The following is a 16,291-nucleotide window of genomic DNA, read 5'->3' as shown; positions in this document are numbered from 1 at the left end:
CAAACCCGTCTTCCCATGCTCCAACGGCGCGAGAAGCGCTGGGGTTCCCGGCGGCTACGGAGCCTTTCCGCGCCGGACGGGATCCAGCGGGCTAGCCGCCGTAGACGTGCGGTGCGAGTGTGCCGACAAAAGGCATGTTGCGGTACTTCTCCGAATAATCCAGGCCATATCCGACGACAAACTCATTGGGAATGTCGAAGCCGATCCATTTCACATCGATCGCGACCTTCGCGGCGTCCGGTTTGCGGAGCAGGGTGCACACCTCCAGCGAGGCGGGCTCCCGTGAACCGAGGTTGGAGAGCAGCCACGACAGCGTCAGACCCGAGTCGATGATGTCCTCGACGATCAGGACGTGCTTGCCCTTGATGTCGGTGTCCAGGTCCTTGAGGATCCGGACCACACCGGAGGACTGGGTGCCGGCTCCGTACGAGGAGACGGCCATCCAGTCCATCGTCACAGGGGTGGACAGCGCGCGCGCCAGATCCGCCATGACCATGACGGCGCCCTTGAGGACCCCGACGAGAAGCAGATCCTTGCCCGCGTACTCCGCGTCGATCCGCGCGGCCAGTTCGGCCAGCTTCGCGTCGATCTCTTTCTTGGTGATGAGCACCGACTGGAGGTCGTCGCCCATGTCCTTGTCGTCCACCCGTATCACTTTCGTTGTCGGCCGGGGGGTCCGGGACTCGCGCCCCGGGAGACACAGCCGTAGTGCTTCCGCGCTTCAGCCCTGCCGGACGACCAGTCTGCCACCCTGCCTCCTGGCCTCCACGCGGCCGGGCAGGTTGATGGCTCCCTGGCCGCGCCAGCCCGTGATCAGGCGGTCGACCTCTTCGATGTGACGGGCGAACAGCGATCCGGCGGGGGCGCCCGCGGCGATGACCGCCCGGCGCAGCACACGGCGGCGGACGGCGGGGGGCAGCGCGTACAACTTGGCGCAATCCAGCAGCCCCGCCTCGTCCCGTACGGCGCGGTCCGCGTCGGCGGCCCAGGCGTCGAGGGCGTCGGCGTCGTCGCGGGAGAGCTGCGCCGTACGCGCCAGGGCCTCGACGACGCCCTTGCCGAGGCATTTCTCCAGCGCGGGCAGGCCCTCGTGGCGCAGCCGTGAGCGGGTGTAGGCGGGATCGCTGTTGTGCGGGTCGTCCCAGACCGGGATCGACTGGACCAGACAGGCCTTGCGGGCGGTCTGGCGGTCGAGCTGGAGGAAGGGGCGCCGGTAGCGGCCGGCCGTCCCGGAGACGGCCGCCATGCCGGACAGGGACCGGGTGCCCGAGCCGCGGGCGAGGCCCAGCAGCACGGTCTCTGCCTGGTCGTCGCGGGTGTGGCCGAGCAGGACGGCGGCGGCGCCATGGCGCTCGGCCGCGGCGTCCAGGGCGGCGTAGCGCGCGTCGCGCGCGGCGGCCTCGGGACCGCCCTCGCGGCCCACGGTGACGGCGACGGACTCGACAGGGTCGAGCCGCATGGCGCCGAGACGGGCCACGACCTCGGCGGCGCGCAGATCGGAGCCGGCCTGGAGACCGTGGTCGACGGTGACGGCACCGGCCCGGACGGAGAGCTTGGGGGCTTCGAAGGCGAGGGCGGACGCGAGCGCCATGGAGTCGGCACCGCCGGAGCAGGCGACCAGCACGAGCGGCCGCCCGCCGCTGGTGGGCCTGGCGGCGGAGGGGGGTGTGGTGGGGGGATTTTCCGCGCGATCGGTCAGGACGTCGTGGAGTACGCGGCGGACCGCCAGGCGTATCGCCGCGACCGCAGGATGGGGACCCATATCCGGTGCCCTTCGTGATGTTATTTGGGGGGTGCCTCGGTCGGTGTACGGACGGAGAGCGTCACTCAGAGTGCGTCGATGGTGACAGAACCGAGCCATTACCCGAGCATTGCACGCCTATCCCTCACTCACGGTCCCTCGGATGGGTGATACATGTGGCGTTCTTCCGCCGAGAGCCGGGTCGGGCTCAGGAATCCGGCCTGCGGTGCACCCGCGCGATCCAGTCCGCCGGTCTGGCGATCTCCGTCTTGGTCGGGAGCGTGTTCGGCGAGGTCCAGACCCGGTTGAAGCCGGCCATGCCGACCTCCTCGACGACGGACCGTACGAACCGTTCGCCGTCCCGGTACTGGCGCAGCTTGGCGTCGAGGCCGAGCAGCTTGCGCAGCGCCTGGTCGAGCCGGCTGGCGCCACGGGCCCTGCGCTGCTGGAACTTCTCCCGGATCTCGGCGACGGAGGCCACGACATCGGGGCCGACGCCGTCCATCACATAGTCGGCGTGGCCTTCGAGCAGGGACATCACGGCGGTCAGCCTGCTGAGGATCTCGCGCTGTCCCGGTGTCTGGACCAGCTCGACGATGCTTCTGCCGTGCTCGGCCTCCTCGCCCTCGGGACGGCCGCCCGCGAGCGACTGGGCCGCCTCGCGCAGCCGCTCCAGGACGGTCATCGGGTCGACCTCGGTCTCGTCCAGGAAGGACTGGATCTCACCCTGGAGATGGTCCCGCAGCCAGGGCACACCGGTGAACTGCGTACGGTGGGTCTCCTCGTGGAGCGCCACCCAGAGCCGGAAGTCGTGCGGATCGACGTCCAGTTCACGCTCGACGTGGACGATGTTGGGGGCGACGAGCAGCAGCCGTCCCGCGCTGTGCTCGCCCGCCGGGAGATCACGGGTGGCGGGGGCGAACGTCTCGTACTGGCCGAGCACCCGGGAGGCCATGAACGACAGCAGCATGCCCAGCTCGACACCGGTCACCTTGCCGCCGACCGCGCCGAGCACGGCGCCGCCGGGGGTGCTGGCGCGGCGCTCCAGCATCTTGTCGAACAGGGGCTTGAGCAGCTCGCGGAACCCCGCGACATTGGCCTTCACCCAGCCGGCCCGGTCCACGACCAGGACCGGGGTGTCCGGTGGTTCGTGTCCGTCGGGGATCATCCGTGTGTACGCGCGGACATGCTCCTCCGAGGCCTTGGCATGCCTGCGCAGTTCCGCGACGATCTCACGCGCCTCGTCCCGGGTCACCTCGGGCCCCGGCCGTACGAGGCGGGTCGCCGTCGCCACCGCGAGATTCCAGTCGACCATCTCGGCACCACCGATGCTCGTCATGCGTCAACCGTACGTGCTCGGCCCGCGGAGCGGTGAGGTGTCCGTGGCCCGGATCTTCCCTCGTACCGTCCCCTAAGGGATCGCGGAAGGCCCGGAATCGGAGCGGGAGACCGGCCGGGAGACCGGCCGGGGAGCCCATTGGGCCGTCGGAGGGGCGCACGGGGGCGGGAAACGCGGGGGCGGGAGGGACGGACGGGAAGTACGGGGCGGAACGGGGCGGGACGGGGCGGGATGAGGCGGCGGGGGCGGGACGAGGGGGTTCAGCGGACCAGGGCGGCCGAGAGCCTGTCCAGGGCCGCCTGCGCGCCTGCGGGCTCAGGGGTGGAGCCCGCCATGAACGCGAAGACCAGCAGCCGGCCCCTGGCGTCGACGACCGTGCCCGCCAGGGTGTTCACCCCGGTGAGCGTGCCGGTCTTGGCCCGGACCAGTCCGGCGGCGGGCGCGGCGTCCTGGTACCGGCTTCTGAGGGTGCCGCTGAACCGCGCGACGGGCAGTCCGGTGAGAACGGGACGCAGCTCGGGGTGGGCCGGGTCCGCCGCACGGGCCAGCAGGGCGGTGAGCAGCGCGGCGCTGGCCCTGTCCTTGCGGTTCAGACCGCTGCCGTCGGCGAAGCGGGCCCCGGTGAGGGGCAGTTCGAGCTTTTCGAGCTGGGCGTGGACGGCCTGTCCGGCGCCCTCGAAGCTCGCGGGGCGGCCCGCGGCGAGCGCGGTCTGCCGGGCCAGGGACTCCGCGATGTCGTTGTCGCTCTCGGTCAGCGCGCGTTCGACCAGCGCGGAGAGCGGCTGGGAGTAGGTCCTGGCGACCACCGTGTCCTTGGTGCCCTTGGCGTCCGTGCCGGACGTGCCGGGCTTGGCGTCCGTGCCGGGCTTGGCCGACTTCGCGGGTTTGGCGGACTTGACCGCGGTGGGGGCCGCGGTGGTACGGACACCCTCCTCACGCAGGAACTGGGCGAAGAGATCGGCGGCGTCGCCCGCCGGATCGCCGCTGCGCGGCGCGGGACCACTGGCGGACCTGTCGAGCCGCCCCTGCCCGGCCATCAGCGCGTCGACGGGGGCGATGTTGTCGTTGGGGCCGATGGGGTGGGCCCGGGGACCCGAGTAGAGGGACGCGTCGTAGCGCAGCGCGACCTTCGTGACCCCGCGGTCGCGCAGCGCGCGGGTGGTGTCCTCGGCCAGGTCGCGCAGTCCGCCGCGGTCGAGGGTGGCGTCCCCGCCGCCGACGAGGGTGAGCGTCTTCGCGTCCGGGGTGGCCGTCACGGTGGTGGCGATGCGATGGGCGGGGCCGAGCGCGGAGAGCGCGGCGGTCATGGTCGCGATCTTGATGGTGGAGGCCGGGGTCATCGGGGTGTTCGCGCCCCTCCCGTACAGCGGCTCACCGGTGGTGGCGTCGACGACCGAGGCCGTACGCAGCGGGCCCAGGGCCTCGTCGTCCAGCAGCGGCCCCAGCGTCTTCCCGAGCCCCGCCGACAGATCCGCCGGATCCGCGTCCCGGGCGGTGAGCACGGAGAGCACATCGGGCGCGCTGGGGGCGGGCGAGGGCGTACGGGGAGCGGTCGGGTCGTGATGTGTGCCACCCGTACGGCCCTGGGCGGCGGCCCACTCCCGCTCGGCCTTACGCTGACCGGAGTCCCAGGGGCCGGCCACGGCCACCGCGACCGCCGCGAGCGCCAGGCCGGCCACCACGGAACCCGTCGTGAGCTGCCACACTTTCGGCTCAAGCACGGCTGACCAGCCCCTTTCGCGATCACACTGCTGCGTGGGGGACACTTAATCACTGCGTCTTGCCACGAGCATGGCACCCCGGCCCAGAAGCGGTCCTGGACCGCCGGTCCGGGGGTCCTCCTGCGCGAAGACGCGGTACCACCGGAGATATGTGTTGATCATGGAGGAGCCACCCGTGGAGTTCGACGTCACCATCGAGATCCCTAAGGGTTCGCGGAACAAGTACGAGGTGGATCACGAGACCGGTCGGATCCGCCTTGACCGTCGTCTCTTCACCTCGACCAGCTACCCGGCCGACTACGGCTTCGTGGAGAACACGCTCGGTGAGGACGGAGACCCGCTGGACGCGCTGGTCATCCTGGACGAGCCGACCTTCCCCGGCTGCCTCATCAAGTGCCGCGCCATCGGTATGTTCCGGATGACGGACGAGGCCGGCGGGGACGACAAGCTGCTCTGCGTCCCGGCCTCGGACCCGCGCGTGGAGCACCTGCGTGACATCCACCATGTCTCGGAGTTCGACCGCCTGGAGATCCAGCACTTCTTCGAGGTCTACAAGGACCTGGAGCCCGGCAAGTCGGTCGAGGGCGCCGAGTGGGTCGGCCGCGCCGAGGCCGAGGCCGAGATCGAGGCCTCGTACAAGCGACTTGAGGCGCAGGGCGGCGCGCACTGAGCACGCACTCCTCCTCCGTGTGACCGGCCTGACGGCCGGACGGACGACGGGCGGCGTACCTCTCGGGAGGTGCGCCGCCCGTCCGTGTGTGCGGACACATGTGCGGTGACACGCGTGCGGAGATGCGGACGTGCGTGCGGGTGCGGGTGTGGCTCGTCATGTCCGTGCTCATACTGGGCAGACGCGGAGCTACGGATGGATCGGCGGAAGCGGCACACGAGAGCGAGTACGACAGGGAGCCAGTGAGTGACGGCGTCGACAGTGGTGGCCGAGCCGGACGGCCCCGAGGAGCGTAAGCCTCAGCCGGACGAGGCCCGCAGTGCCTTCACCCCGCCGCACGGGATGGAGCGGCCGTCGCCCGCCGAGGACGACCGTCCGACATCGGAGTTCGCGCTTCCCGAGGGGCTGAGCACGGACCAGCAGGCCGGGCCGGGCGGCTCGGCCTTCGGCAGGCCGGGAGGACGGCGGGAGGACGGGTCCGGAAGCAGGACGGGCCGTACGTCCCGCAAGCCGCACCCCGTCGCCGCGCCGGCCGGCCCCCCTGTCGCCATACCCTCCGGTGTCCCCGCCGCCGTCCCCGCGGTCCCGCTGGCCAAGGGGGCTCCCTGGCAGGACCGGATGCGTACCCTGCTGCGGATGCCGGCCGGGGAACGGCCCGTACCGGAGACCGTGCAGCGGCACGACGACAACGGGCCCGCCGTACCGCGCGTGCTGGATCTGACGCTCCGTATCGGCGAGCTGCTGCTGGCCGGCGGCGAGGGCGCCGAGGATGTCGAGGCCGCGATGTTCGCGGTGAGCCGGGCGTACGGACTCGACCGCTGCGAGCCCAATGTCACCTTCACCCTGCTGTCGATCTCCCATCAGCCGTCGCTGGTGGAGGATCCCGTGACGGCCAGCCGGACGGTACGGCGGCGGGGCACCGACTACACCCGGCTCTCCGCCGTCTTCACGCTCATCGACGACATCACCAGCGAGGACACGGATGTCACGCTGGAGGAGGCGTACCGGCGGCTGGCGGAGATCCGGCGCAACCGGCATCCGTACCCCGGATGGGTGCTGACCGTGGCCAGCGGAGTGCTGGCCGGCTCCGCGTCCGTGCTGGTCGGCGGCGGGTTCCTGGTGTTCGTGGCGGCGGCGCTCGGCGCGATGCTCGGGGACCGGCTGGCCTGGCTGTGCGCGGGCCGCGGGCTGCCGGAGTTCTACCAGTTCGTGGTGGCCGCGATGCCGCCCGCCGCGATGGGTGTGGCGCTGACGCTGGTGGGCTCGGCCGCGCAGTGGGAGGTGCGGCCCTCCGCCGTGATCACGGGTGGACTCTTCGCGCTGCTGCCCGGACGGGCACTGGTGGCGGGGGTGCAGGACGGGCTGACGGGCTACTACATCACCGCGTCGGCGCGACTGCTTGAGGTGATGTACTTCTTCATCGCGATCATCATCGGGGTGCTGACCGTGCTGTATCTGGGGGTGCAGCTCGACGCCCAGCTCAACCCGGACGCCGCGCCGCACACCGCGGAGCGTCCCGTGGTGCAGATCCTCGCGGCCGTGGTGCTGAGCTTCACCTTCGCGATCCTGCTCCAGCAGGAACGTTCCACCGTGCTGATGGTGTCCCTCAACGGCGGTATCGCCTGGGTCGTCTACGCGGCGCTGCATGACACGGGCGGGATCTCGCCGGTGGCGGCGACGGCGGTGGCGGCCGGTCTGGTGGGGCTGTTCGGACAGCTCTTCTCGCGCTACCAGTTCGCCTCGGCGCTGCCGTATGTCACGGCGGCGATCGGGCCGTTGCTGCCGGGCTCGGCGACCTACTTCGGACTGCTGGGGATCGCGCAGAACAATCCGGACCGCGGGCTGACCTCGCTCTCCAAGGCGGCGGCGCTGGCCCTGGCGATCGCGATCGGGGTGAACCTCGGCGGCGAGATCTCCCGGCTGTTCCTCACGGCCCCGGGAGCGGGCCGGGCGTCGAGCCGCCGCGCGGCCAAGCGGACGCGCGGCTTCTAGCGGGCTGTACTGCCCAGGTTCACGGCCGCTACGGCGGCCAGGGCGGCGCCCGCCGGGTCAGCGCTTGGCGTGGCGGCCGCGCTGGCCGCCGCCCGGGGCACCGGGGGCGCCGGGTGCCTCCGGGGCGGGCATACCGGGAGCCTGGTGCTCCTCCGTCAGCGCGGCGGCCTTCTTGGACTTGGAGCGGGCCCGCAGGAACTCGATCACGATCGGCAGCACCGAGATCACCACGATGCCGATCAGGATCATCTCGATGTGCTGGGTGACGAACTCGATCTTGCCGAGCGCGGCCCCGAGCAGCGTGACCCCCGCGCCCCAGAGCGTGCCGCCGATGACATTGAAGATGATGAACGAGCGGTAGTTCATCCGGCTCACACCGGCGATGATCGGGGTGAACGTCCGCACGACGGGCACGAAGCGCGCCAGCACCAGAGACTTGGGGCCGTACTTCTCGAAGAATTCGTGCGCCTTCTCGACGTTCTCCTGCTTGAAGAGCTTGGAGTCCGGGCGCTTGAAGAGCGCGGGCCCGACCTTCCGGCCGAAGAGATAGCCGACCTGGTCACCGATGATCGCGGCGAGCACCACCAGAACGCAGACCAGCCAGAGGGGGTAGTCGAGTGTGCCCGCCGTCACCAGCAGGCCGGTGGTGAAGAGCAGCGAGTCACCCGGCAGGAAGAAACCGATGAGAAGGCCGGACTCGGCGAAGACGATGGCCAGAACACCGATGAGCCCGAAGGTCCCGATCAGATAGTCCGGGTCCAGCCAGCTTGGTCCGAGCGCAAAGGTGGTCACGGTTTCCGGACTCCTGTGTCGATAGTCGGTCGATCGTCAATTCGGCGTGGTCGGCCGCGCACAAGCTATCAACGCCTGTCCACTCCTCCAGGTTCCACCTGGTTCCCTTGGTCCGCCCCTCGGATGCGCCACGGTTATATTTCGGGCATAAATAAGGAAAACCGGCCGCGCTGATGCCCCGAGGAGAACCGCCGATGCCACTCCACCGAGGCGCGGACAGACGAGCCGGTGTCCCCGAGGCCGAGCGCGCCGAGCAGCGGAGGCTGTCGCTCAACCCCTTCTACGGCGAGGCCGATCCGATCAGCGGAATGACGTCGGCCCCGCCCGTGCACCGCCTTCCCGACGGGCCGATCCCGCCCAATGTCGCGTATCAGCTCGTCCATGACGAGTTGATGCTCGACGGCAACTCCCGGCTCAATCTCGCCACCTTCGTCACCACCTGGATGGAGCCGCAGGCCACGGTGCTCCTGTCGGAGTGCCGGGACAAGAACATGATCGACAAGGACGAGTACCCGCGGACGGCCGAGCTGGAGCGGCGGTGTGTGGTGATGCTCGCCGACCTGTGGAACGCCCCGGACCCCGCGGCGGCCGTCGGCTGTTCGACGACCGGGTCCAGCGAGGCGTGCATGCTCGCCGGAATGGCGTTCAAGCGCCGCTGGACCAAGCGCAACGCGGAGCGCTATCCGGCGAGCGCCCGGCCCAATCTCGTCATGGGCGTCAATGTCCAGGTCTGCTGGGAGAAGTTCTGCGACTTCTGGGAGGTGGAGGCGCGGACGGTGCCCATGGAGGGAGACCGCTTCCATATCGATCCGCGGGCCGCCGTCGCTCTCTGCGACGAGAACACCATCGGCGTCGTGGCCGTGCTGGGCTCCACCTTCGACGGCTCGTACGAACCGGTCGCCGAGGTGTGCGCGGCGCTGGACGCCCTTCAGGAACGTACCGGGCTGGACATCCCCGTCCATGTCGACGGGGCGTCGGGGGCGATGGTCGCGCCCTTCCTCGACGAGGACCTGGTGTGGGACTTCCGGCTGCCGCGCGTCGCCTCCATCAACACCTCCGGGCACAAGTACGGGCTCGTCTACCCGGGCGTCGGCTGGGCGCTGTGGCGCTCGCCCGCCGACCTCCCGGAGGAACTCGTCTTCCGGGTGAACTATCTGGGCGGCGACATGCCGACCTTCGCGCTGAACTTCTCCCGTCCGGGCGCCCAGGTGGCCGCGCAGTACTACACGTTCCTGCGGCTGGGCCGTGACGGCTACCGCGCCGTCCAGCAGACGGCCCGGGACATCGCCACGAAGCTGGCGGGACAGATCGAGGGGCTGGGCGCCTTCCGGCTGCTCTCCCGGGGCGACGAACTGCCCGTGTTCGCCTTCACCATCGCCCCCGGGATCGAGAACTTCGATGTCTTCGACGTCTCGGCCCGGCTGCGCCAGCACGGCTGGCTCGTGCCCGCGTACACCTTCCCCGCCAACCGCGAGGATCTCTCCGTCCTGCGGATCGTCTGCCGCAACGGCTTCTCCGCCGATCTCGCCGCGCTGCTCATGGCCGATCTGGAAGCGGTGCTCCCCGAACTGCGCCGCCAGCCGCATCCCCTGGAGCGGGACAAGGCCGCCGCGACGGCCTTCCACCACTGACGTACGTACCGCGCCGCCCCGCCCCCGGTTCCGCTCCGGGGGCGGGGCTTTCCCGCGTACCGCTCGCGCACTCGTCCGCGCGCCGCCCTGTGCGCCACCCCGCGTACCACCCCGCGCGCCGCCCGCGTATCGCTCAGCGGCTGAGCCGGGCGAACCTCCGTACCGCCAGCGGGAAGAACACCGCGAGCAGTGCCACCGGCCAGAGGACCGCCAGCGGTCCGGCGTGCTCCGCCGCCCAGGAGCCGCCCGCCGCGGCCGGGTTGCCGAAGAGATCGCGCACCGCGGTGGCCGTCGCCGACATCGGGTTCCACTCCACGACCGCGCCCAGCCAGCCCGGCATGGACTCCGGTGTCGCGAACGCGTTGGAGAGGAAGCCGACCGGCCAGACCAGGATCTGCACCGCCTGCACCATCTCGGGCCGGCCCGCCACCATCGCGAGATGGATTCCGGCCCAGAGCATCGCGAACCGGAACAGGAGCAGCAGTCCCACGGCGCCGAGGAAGGACGCCGTTCCTTCGTGCCAGCGCCAGCCGAGAAGGCGTCCGACGCCGGTCATCACGGCCAGGCTGAGCGCCGACTGGAGCATGTCCGCGGCGCTGCGGCCCACCAGCACCGCGGACGGCGCCATGGGCATCGAGCGGAACCGGTCCACCACGCCCTTGTTGAGATCCTGGGTGACCGCGAGCATCGTGGACTCGATGCCGAAGGCCATGGTCAGGGCGAGCATGCCGGGAACGAGGAACTCGACGTACTCCCCCTCGACCCCCCGGCCGCCGCCGATCAGATAGCCGAACATCAGAAGCAGCATCACCGGGAAGACCAGCCCGACGACGACCTGGACCGGCTGCCGCGCCCAGCGGGCGAGTTCGCGTCCGGTCATGGTCCAGGAGTCGGCGAGTGCCCAGCGGAGCCTGCCGCCCGCCGCGTCCATGGGCGCCGTGTCCACGGGCGCCGGAGCCGTCGCGTTCACCGTCGTCACGCCGGCACCTCCCGCCGCCCGTGAGGGACGGCGCCGTCCCCTCCCTTCCCGTTCTCCCTTCCTCTCCCGGCGTCCCCTCCCTTCCCGTCCACCCGCTCCTGCGGCTTCCCCTCGCCGGTGAGGTGGAGGAAGACCTCGTCCAGCGTGGGCCGTCGCAGCGCGATGTCCTCCGCCTCGATCCCCTCCTCACGCAGGGCCCGTACGGTCTCCGTGAGCGCCTCCATCCGGTCGGTCACCGGCGCGCTGAGCAGCCGCCGGTCCCGGTCCGTGCCGACCGCGTCCGTACCCGCCGTACGCGCCAGGGTCCGGGCCCCGTCCGCGAGCCGGTCCGCGTCGCGCAGGACGACATCGATCCGGTCGCCGCCCGTCCTGGCCTTGAGTTCGTCCGCCGTTCCCCCGGCGATGACCCGGCCGCCGTCCACCACCGAGATACGGTCGGCCAGTTGGTCGGCCTCCTCCAGATACTGCGTGGTCAGCAGTACGGTCGTACCGCCGCCGACCAGTGAGCGCACCGCGCTCCACACCTCCGCCCGGCCGCGCGGATCGAGCCCGGTCGTCGGCTCGTCCAGGAACAGCACCTCCGGGTCGGTGATCAGCGACGCCGCCAGATCGAGCCTGCGCCGCATACCGCCGCTGTACTGCTTCACCGGCTTGCGTCCGGTGTCCAGCAGACCGAACCGCTCCAGCAGTTCGTCCGCCCGCGTTCCCGCGCGCCGCGCGCCGAGATGGTGGAGCCGTCCGAACATCGCCAGGTTCTGCCGGCCGCCGAGGTCCTCGTCGAGTGCCGCGTGCTGTCCCAGCAGCCCGATCCTGCGCCGTACCTCCCGGCCGTGCGTCCGTACGTCGAAGCCGGCCACGCGCACCAGCCCCTCGTCGTGCCGCAGCAGTGTGGTCAGGATCCGCACAGCCGTGGTCTTGCCCGCGCCGTTCGGACCGAGCACGCCGTGCACCGTGCCCCGTTCCACCGTCAGATCGAGTCCGTCCAGGGCCCGTTTCCCGCCGTACCGCTTCCGGGCGCCCGCCATGACGATCACATCGGCCGTATCCGTCGCGTCAGCCAATTCCCTCGCCTCCCCATCCCCCATCATCGGTAATCAAATTTGACTACCGAGACACGAAGAGTATGTCGCGCAACTCGATTGGTCAAACTTGATTAGTCGAGATCCCCGTCATCGTGGATCCCTGTCGCGTAGGGGTTCTCCTGGCCCTCGGCGAGCACCCCCACAAAGGGCTCGCCCTCACCCGCGAAGGTGTAGGCGCCGTCCTCGATGCGCTTGATCAGGCCCCGCGTCCACTCCGCCCCCGTGTCCGCCGAGTGCACCCACAGATTCATGATCTCGCCGATGTGGCCGAGCTGCTCGGGGCCCTCCTCGGGCACATAGTGCTCGGTCACCGCGGAGCGCCATGCCTCGATGCCGGCCACCCGCTCCTTGAGCAGTTCCACGACCTCGGCGCGCGGCAGGTCGACGATGGAGCCGAGCCCCGCCGACAGCACATCCATCCGCTGGTCGTACGAGGTCAGCGACTCCCGCAGCAGTCGGAAGTACTCGTCCCGGCCCGCGTCCGTGATCTCGTACTCGGTACGCGGCGGCCCGCCCGCCGTGCTCGGCGCGACCTCGTGCGCCAGCAGCAGGCCCTGCTTCGCCATCTGCTTGAGCGCGTGATAGATCGAGCCCGGCTTGGCGTTGGACCACTCGTGCGCGCCCCAGTACTCCAGGTCGTTGCGCACCTGATAGCCGTGGGCCCGCCCGTGCTGACGGACCGCGAAGAGTACGAGCAAACGGATCGCTGACATTCCTCCAGATTATGACCCGCCGCTCAGGGACCGGCCGGGGCCTCGGCCCCACGCGGTCGTCAGAGCTGGAAGGTCTCGTCAGAGCGGGAACGTCGTGCGGCCGTGCTGCACCGAGATCCACTTCTGCGTCGTGAACGCCTCGACCGTCGAGTCACCGTTCAGCCGGCCGAGCCCCGAGAACTTCTCCCCGCCGAACGCCACCAGCGGCTCGTCCAGCACGGTCGAGTCGTTGACATGCATCATGCCGGTGACGATCCGCTTGGCGAACGCGACACCGCGCTCCAGGTCCGAGGTGTGCACGGCGCCGCTCAGTCCGTACGGGGTGTTGTTGGCGAGCCGTACCGCCTCCTCCTCCCCGTCGAAGGGAATCAGCAGCACCACGGGACCGTAGATCTCCTGCCGCATCAGCGGCGAGTCCTCGGCCAGCCCCGCCAGCACCGTCGGCTCCACGAGATTGCCGCGCGTACGCCCCCGCACGAGCGCCGTGGCGCCCTCCGCGAGCGCCTGCTCCACCAGCGCCGTCAGGGCGTCCGCCTGGAACGTGTTGATGACCGGGCCGATCTGGGTCTCGGGGTCGCGCGGGTCGCCGGTCCTGAGCGCGGTCACCTTCGCCACGAACTTCTCGGTGAACTCGCGCTCGACGCTCCGGTCCACCAGGATCCGGTTGGCGGCCATACCGACCTGCCCCTGGTAGATGAATCTGCTGGCGACCGCCGCGTCCACCGCGTAGTCGAGTCCCGCCTCGTCGAGATCGTCGAGGACGACCAGCGCGCTGTTGCCGCTCAGTTCGAGGATGGCCCGCTTGAAGTTGCCGCCCGCGACGGCGCCGACATGGCGGCCGACCCGGTCGGAGCCCGCGAAGGAGATCACCTTGGGGACGGGGTGCTCGATCAGCGCGTCGCCGACCTCCGCGATATCCGTCACCAGGACATTGAGCAGTCCGGCGGGCAGTTCCGCGTCCTCGAAGAGCTTGGCTATGAGTCCGCCGCCGACCACGGGCGCGTTCTGGTTGGGCTTGATCACCACGGCGTTGCCGAGCGCCAGGGCCGGCGCCACGGACTTGATCGTCACCAGGAACGGGTAGTTGAAGGGACTGATCACTCCGATGACACCCACCGGCAGCCGGTAGACGCGGTTCTCCCGGCCGTCGACCGGGGAGGGCAGGATCCGGCCCTCGGGGCGCAGCGCGAGCTGGATGGCCTCGCGGAGGAACTCCTGGGCGGTACGGACCTCGTACTCCGCCTTGACGCGTGTCCCGCCCAGTTCGTCGATGATCGCCTCGACGATGTCGTCCCTGCGCTCCTCGACCAGTCTGAGCACGCGCTCGAAGACCAGCCTGCGGGTGTACGGATTTGTCTCGGCCCAGTCGCGCTGCGCGCGTTCGGCGGCGCGGTACGCCTCGTCGACCTCCGCGACCGTCGCGATCGTGATGGCGGCGAGCTTCTCCCCGTTGTACGGATTGAAGTCGATGATGTCCCACGAGCCGCTGCCGGTCCGCCACTCGCCGTCGATGTACTGGTGGGCCAGATCGGTGAAGTAGGACATGCGATCCCTTACTGCAGGTGCAAACTCCTGATGTGAGGTCATCGTACTGATGTCTCAGATCAGTTGGAGCAGTCCGCGGAGGACATCTCGGCTCTCCTCCGGTCCCGGGCTGTCCACCTGTAGCCGAGCCATCACCCGTTCGTACTGGGCGACCTCCTCGCGCTTGTCCAGATACAGCGCGCTGGTGAGCTGCTCCAGGAAGACGACGTCGGACAGATCCGACTCGGGGAAGCTCAGCATGGTGAAGGCACCGCTCTCGCCCGCGTGCCCGCCGAAGCTGAACGGCATCACCTGGAGCGTGATGTTGGGCTGCTCCGAGATCTCGATGAGGTGCTTCAACTGGCCCTGCATCACGGAGCGGTCGCCGTACGGGCGGCGCAGCGCGGCCTCGTCGAGAATGGCGTGGAAGCGCGGTGCCCGCTCGGAGACGAGGACCTTCTGCCGCTCCAGCCGGAGCGCGACACGGCGGTCGACCTCGCTGCGCGGCGCCTCCGGCTGGCCGCGGGTGACCACGGCGTGCGCGTACGCCTCGGTCTGGAGCAGACCGTGGACGAACTGCACCTCGTAGATACGGATCAGTGAGGCGGCGCCTTCCAGCCCGATATAGGTCTGGAACCAGCCGGGCAGCACATCACCGAAGCTGTGCCACCACCCCGCGACATTCGCCTCCCGGGCGAGGCCGAGAAGGGCGGCACGCTCGCCCTCGTCGGCGACCCCGTAGAGGGTCAGCAGGTCCTCGATGTCTCTGGCCTTGAAGCTCACCCGTCCCAACTCCATACGGCTGATCTTGGACTCGGAAGCGCGGATCGAGTAGCCGGCGGCTTCACGTGTGATGCCGCGCGTCTCGCGCAGCCGCCTCAGCTGTGAGCCAAGCAGGATGCGCCGCACCACGGAACCGCCCGATTCGGCTGCGGTCACGTCTCCAACCCTCCCCATCGCATGTGGTTCTCCCCGGAGCACCCCCGAACTCCAAGTGCCGGATTCTGCCATCAAAACGCTTCAGCCCGTACTCATTCGATTACGGAAATAAGAAGGCTTTGCGTAGAGAGCAAAATTGGTCACAGGAAGAAACATGCCAGAAACGGTACGGGATCGGTCAAGTCCGGCACGTGCACGTGCATCTGCCCTTGCATCTGCCCTACGCATTGGGAACCATGGGCCTCGCGCACCTGCGTACTCGTTCGTGTTTGACGTGATGTGACGCTGGACCACCGCAGTATCGCTACGGCCGCGAATCCCGGGAGTGCCCGCATGGGGATGAATGGATCGACCATGCTCGAGCCGTTAAGGCAGGGACTTCCCCCGATCGATCCCGCGGGGGCCGCCGGTTCGGCGTCGTGCGCTCTGCCCGCCCGCTACGAAGCGGTGCGCGGGGCGCGGCAGTTCACCCGCGCCACCCTGAACCAGTGGGAGCTGGACGACCGTTTCGACGATGTCGCGGTGGTCGTCTCCGAACTCGTCACCAACGCGCTGCGCCACGCCCTGCCCGCGGACACCCCGCGGGAGCAGCACGATCCGCCCGTACGGCTGCATCTGATGCGGTGGACGTCACGGCTCGTGTGCGCGGTACGTGACCCCAGCCACGCGGGGCCGACGGCGCGGAAGACCGAGGAGGACGGCGCGGCGGAGTCGGGGCGCGGGCTGTTCCTGGTGGAGTCGTTCAGCGACACCTGGGGATGGCACCCGCTGGCGGGGTCGCTGCACGGCAAGGTGGTCTGGGCGCTGTTCCAGCTGCGCCGGGACTGACCCGCCCGGTCCGGAATCGCCCGACCGCCCGGTCCGGAAGCGCCCGGTCGGGGACGGACCGGCGCGCGGCGCGGTCCCGGACCCGTGACCCCCGCCCGGCGCGCGGTCCCGGGCCGACTCGTGCGCCCGCGTCGGCGCGCGGTCCGGGACGGTCTCGCGTCGGCGCGCGGTCGCGCGCGCTGTCCCGTGGCTCCGTACAGGCTGTCCCGTGGCTCCGTACCGACCGGACCACCGGCACCCGGTCGGACCAACGAGGACCAGACCAACCGTGACCAGACCAACCGTGACCGGACCAACCGGACCACCTCGCCGGGATCACCCCGTGGGGCCCGGTGGCTGA

General features: G+C 70.2%; 14 protein-coding genes. 4 read left to right on the top strand and 10 right to left on the bottom strand.

Features of this window, described 5'->3' with window-relative positions; genetic code table 11:
* Positions 1–91 precede the first annotated feature (91 nt).
* From hpt to dacB, 4 genes are all read right to left on the bottom strand, one after another.
* Entirely contained in the window at positions 92–631 is a 540-nt protein-coding gene (gene hpt, locus ACWGDX_RS18885) for a hypoxanthine phosphoribosyltransferase (protein ID WP_453626972.1), read from the bottom strand.
* A 90-nt stretch (positions 632–721) separates the two neighbouring features.
* A complete protein-coding gene (gene tilS, locus ACWGDX_RS18880) occupies positions 722–1,762 on the bottom strand; it encodes a tRNA lysidine(34) synthetase TilS (protein ID WP_453626909.1) in 1,041 nt (346 codons plus the stop codon).
* Between the two features lie 187 nt (positions 1,763–1,949).
* On the bottom strand, positions 1,950–3,080 hold the full coding sequence (locus ACWGDX_RS18875; protein WP_453626907.1) for a zinc-dependent metalloprotease: 1,131 nt from the start codon (positions 3,078–3,080) through the stop codon (positions 1,950–1,952).
* A 260-nt stretch (positions 3,081–3,340) separates the two neighbouring features.
* Entirely contained in the window at positions 3,341–4,801 is a 1,461-nt protein-coding gene (gene dacB / locus ACWGDX_RS18870; protein WP_453626905.1) for a D-alanyl-D-alanine carboxypeptidase/D-alanyl-D-alanine endopeptidase, read from the bottom strand.
* A gap of 175 nt (positions 4,802–4,976) precedes the next feature.
* On the opposite strand from dacB, the gene ACWGDX_RS18865 reads away from it, so the two are divergent.
* Both ACWGDX_RS18865 and ACWGDX_RS18860 read left to right on the top strand, forming a co-directional pair.
* Complete coding sequence (locus tag ACWGDX_RS18865; protein ID WP_046504875.1) at positions 4,977–5,471, top strand: inorganic diphosphatase; 495 nt, start codon at positions 4,977–4,979, stop codon at positions 5,469–5,471.
* A 261-nt stretch (positions 5,472–5,732) separates the two neighbouring features.
* Positions 5,733–7,463, top strand: coding sequence for a threonine/serine exporter family protein (locus ACWGDX_RS18860; RefSeq protein WP_453626970.1), 1,731 nt, complete (start codon positions 5,733–5,735; stop codon positions 7,461–7,463).
* A 57-nt stretch (positions 7,464–7,520) separates the two neighbouring features.
* On the opposite strand, the gene ACWGDX_RS18855 is transcribed toward ACWGDX_RS18860, so the two are convergent.
* Positions 7,521–8,255, bottom strand: a complete 735-nt coding sequence (locus ACWGDX_RS18855; protein WP_453626903.1) for a DedA family protein — start codon at positions 8,253–8,255, stop codon at positions 7,521–7,523.
* A gap of 194 nt (positions 8,256–8,449) precedes the next feature.
* On the opposite strand from ACWGDX_RS18855, the gene ACWGDX_RS18850 reads away from it, so the two are divergent.
* Entirely contained in the window at positions 8,450–9,886 is a 1,437-nt protein-coding gene (locus tag ACWGDX_RS18850) for a glutamate decarboxylase (RefSeq protein ID WP_453626901.1), read from the top strand.
* Between the two features lie 133 nt (positions 9,887–10,019).
* Here the strand turns inward: ACWGDX_RS18850 and ACWGDX_RS18845 are convergent, their stop codons facing one another.
* From ACWGDX_RS18845 to ACWGDX_RS18825, 5 genes are all read right to left on the bottom strand, one after another.
* On the bottom strand, positions 10,020–10,817 hold the full coding sequence (locus ACWGDX_RS18845; protein ID WP_453626968.1) for an ABC transporter permease: 798 nt from the start codon (positions 10,815–10,817) through the stop codon (positions 10,020–10,022).
* A 44-nt stretch (positions 10,818–10,861) separates the two neighbouring features.
* Positions 10,862–11,890 (bottom strand): ATP-binding cassette domain-containing protein, encoded by a 1,029-nt coding sequence (locus ACWGDX_RS18840; RefSeq protein ID WP_453626966.1) that lies wholly within the window; start codon positions 11,888–11,890, stop codon positions 10,862–10,864.
* Positions 11,891–12,018: 128 nt separating this feature from the next.
* Positions 12,019–12,660 carry a PadR family transcriptional regulator gene (locus tag ACWGDX_RS18835; RefSeq protein WP_453626899.1) on the bottom strand — a complete coding sequence of 214 codons (642 nt, stop codon included), beginning with the start codon at positions 12,658–12,660 and terminating at the stop codon, positions 12,019–12,021.
* 78 nt (positions 12,661–12,738) lie between these two features.
* Positions 12,739–14,205, bottom strand: coding sequence for an aldehyde dehydrogenase family protein (locus ACWGDX_RS18830; protein ID WP_363082457.1), 1,467 nt, complete (start codon positions 14,203–14,205; stop codon positions 12,739–12,741).
* A gap of 54 nt (positions 14,206–14,259) precedes the next feature.
* Positions 14,260–15,141, bottom strand: a complete 882-nt coding sequence (locus ACWGDX_RS18825) for a helix-turn-helix domain-containing protein (protein WP_363082458.1) — start codon at positions 15,139–15,141, stop codon at positions 14,260–14,262.
* 315 nt (positions 15,142–15,456) lie between these two features.
* Here ACWGDX_RS18825 and ACWGDX_RS18820 point away from each other — a divergent pair, with 315 nt between their 5' ends.
* Positions 15,457–15,951 (top strand): ATP-binding protein, encoded by a 495-nt coding sequence (locus ACWGDX_RS18820; protein ID WP_363082459.1) that lies wholly within the window; start codon positions 15,457–15,459, stop codon positions 15,949–15,951.
* Positions 15,952–16,291 lie beyond the last annotated feature (340 nt).

It is taken from the genome of Streptomyces sp. NPDC055025, assembly GCF_053608565.1.
Note: the sequence above shows the minus strand (reverse complement) of the source record. Positions and strands in the feature narration are given on the sequence as shown.

Excerpts from the sequence above, each read along its gene's own strand:
- hpt (WP_453626972.1), bottom strand. The coding sequence starts at position 631 with ATGGGCGACGACCTCCAGTCGGTGCTCATCACCAAGAAAGAGATCGAC.
- tilS (WP_453626909.1), bottom strand. The coding sequence starts at position 1,762 with ATGGGTCCCCATCCTGCGGTCGCGGCGATACGCCTGGCGGTCCGCCGC.
- ACWGDX_RS18875 (WP_453626907.1), bottom strand. The coding sequence starts at position 3,080 with ATGACGAGCATCGGTGGTGCCGAGATGGTCGACTGGAATCTCGCGGTG.
- ACWGDX_RS18850 (WP_453626901.1), top strand. The coding sequence starts at position 8,450 with ATGCCACTCCACCGAGGCGCGGACAGACGAGCCGGTGTCCCCGAGGCC.
- ACWGDX_RS18845 (WP_453626968.1), bottom strand. The coding sequence starts at position 10,817 with ATGGACGCGGCGGGCGGCAGGCTCCGCTGGGCACTCGCCGACTCCTGG.
- ACWGDX_RS18840 (WP_453626966.1), bottom strand. The coding sequence starts at position 11,890 with ATGGCGGGCGCCCGGAAGCGGTACGGCGGGAAACGGGCCCTGGACGGA.
- ACWGDX_RS18835 (WP_453626899.1), bottom strand. The coding sequence starts at position 12,660 with ATGTCAGCGATCCGTTTGCTCGTACTCTTCGCGGTCCGTCAGCACGGG.
- ACWGDX_RS18830 (WP_363082457.1), bottom strand. The coding sequence starts at position 14,205 with ATGTCCTACTTCACCGATCTGGCCCACCAGTACATCGACGGCGAGTGG.
- ACWGDX_RS18825 (WP_363082458.1), bottom strand. The coding sequence starts at position 15,141 with ATGGGGAGGGTTGGAGACGTGACCGCAGCCGAATCGGGCGGTTCCGTG.
- ACWGDX_RS18820 (WP_363082459.1), top strand. The coding sequence starts at position 15,457 with ATGGGGATGAATGGATCGACCATGCTCGAGCCGTTAAGGCAGGGACTT.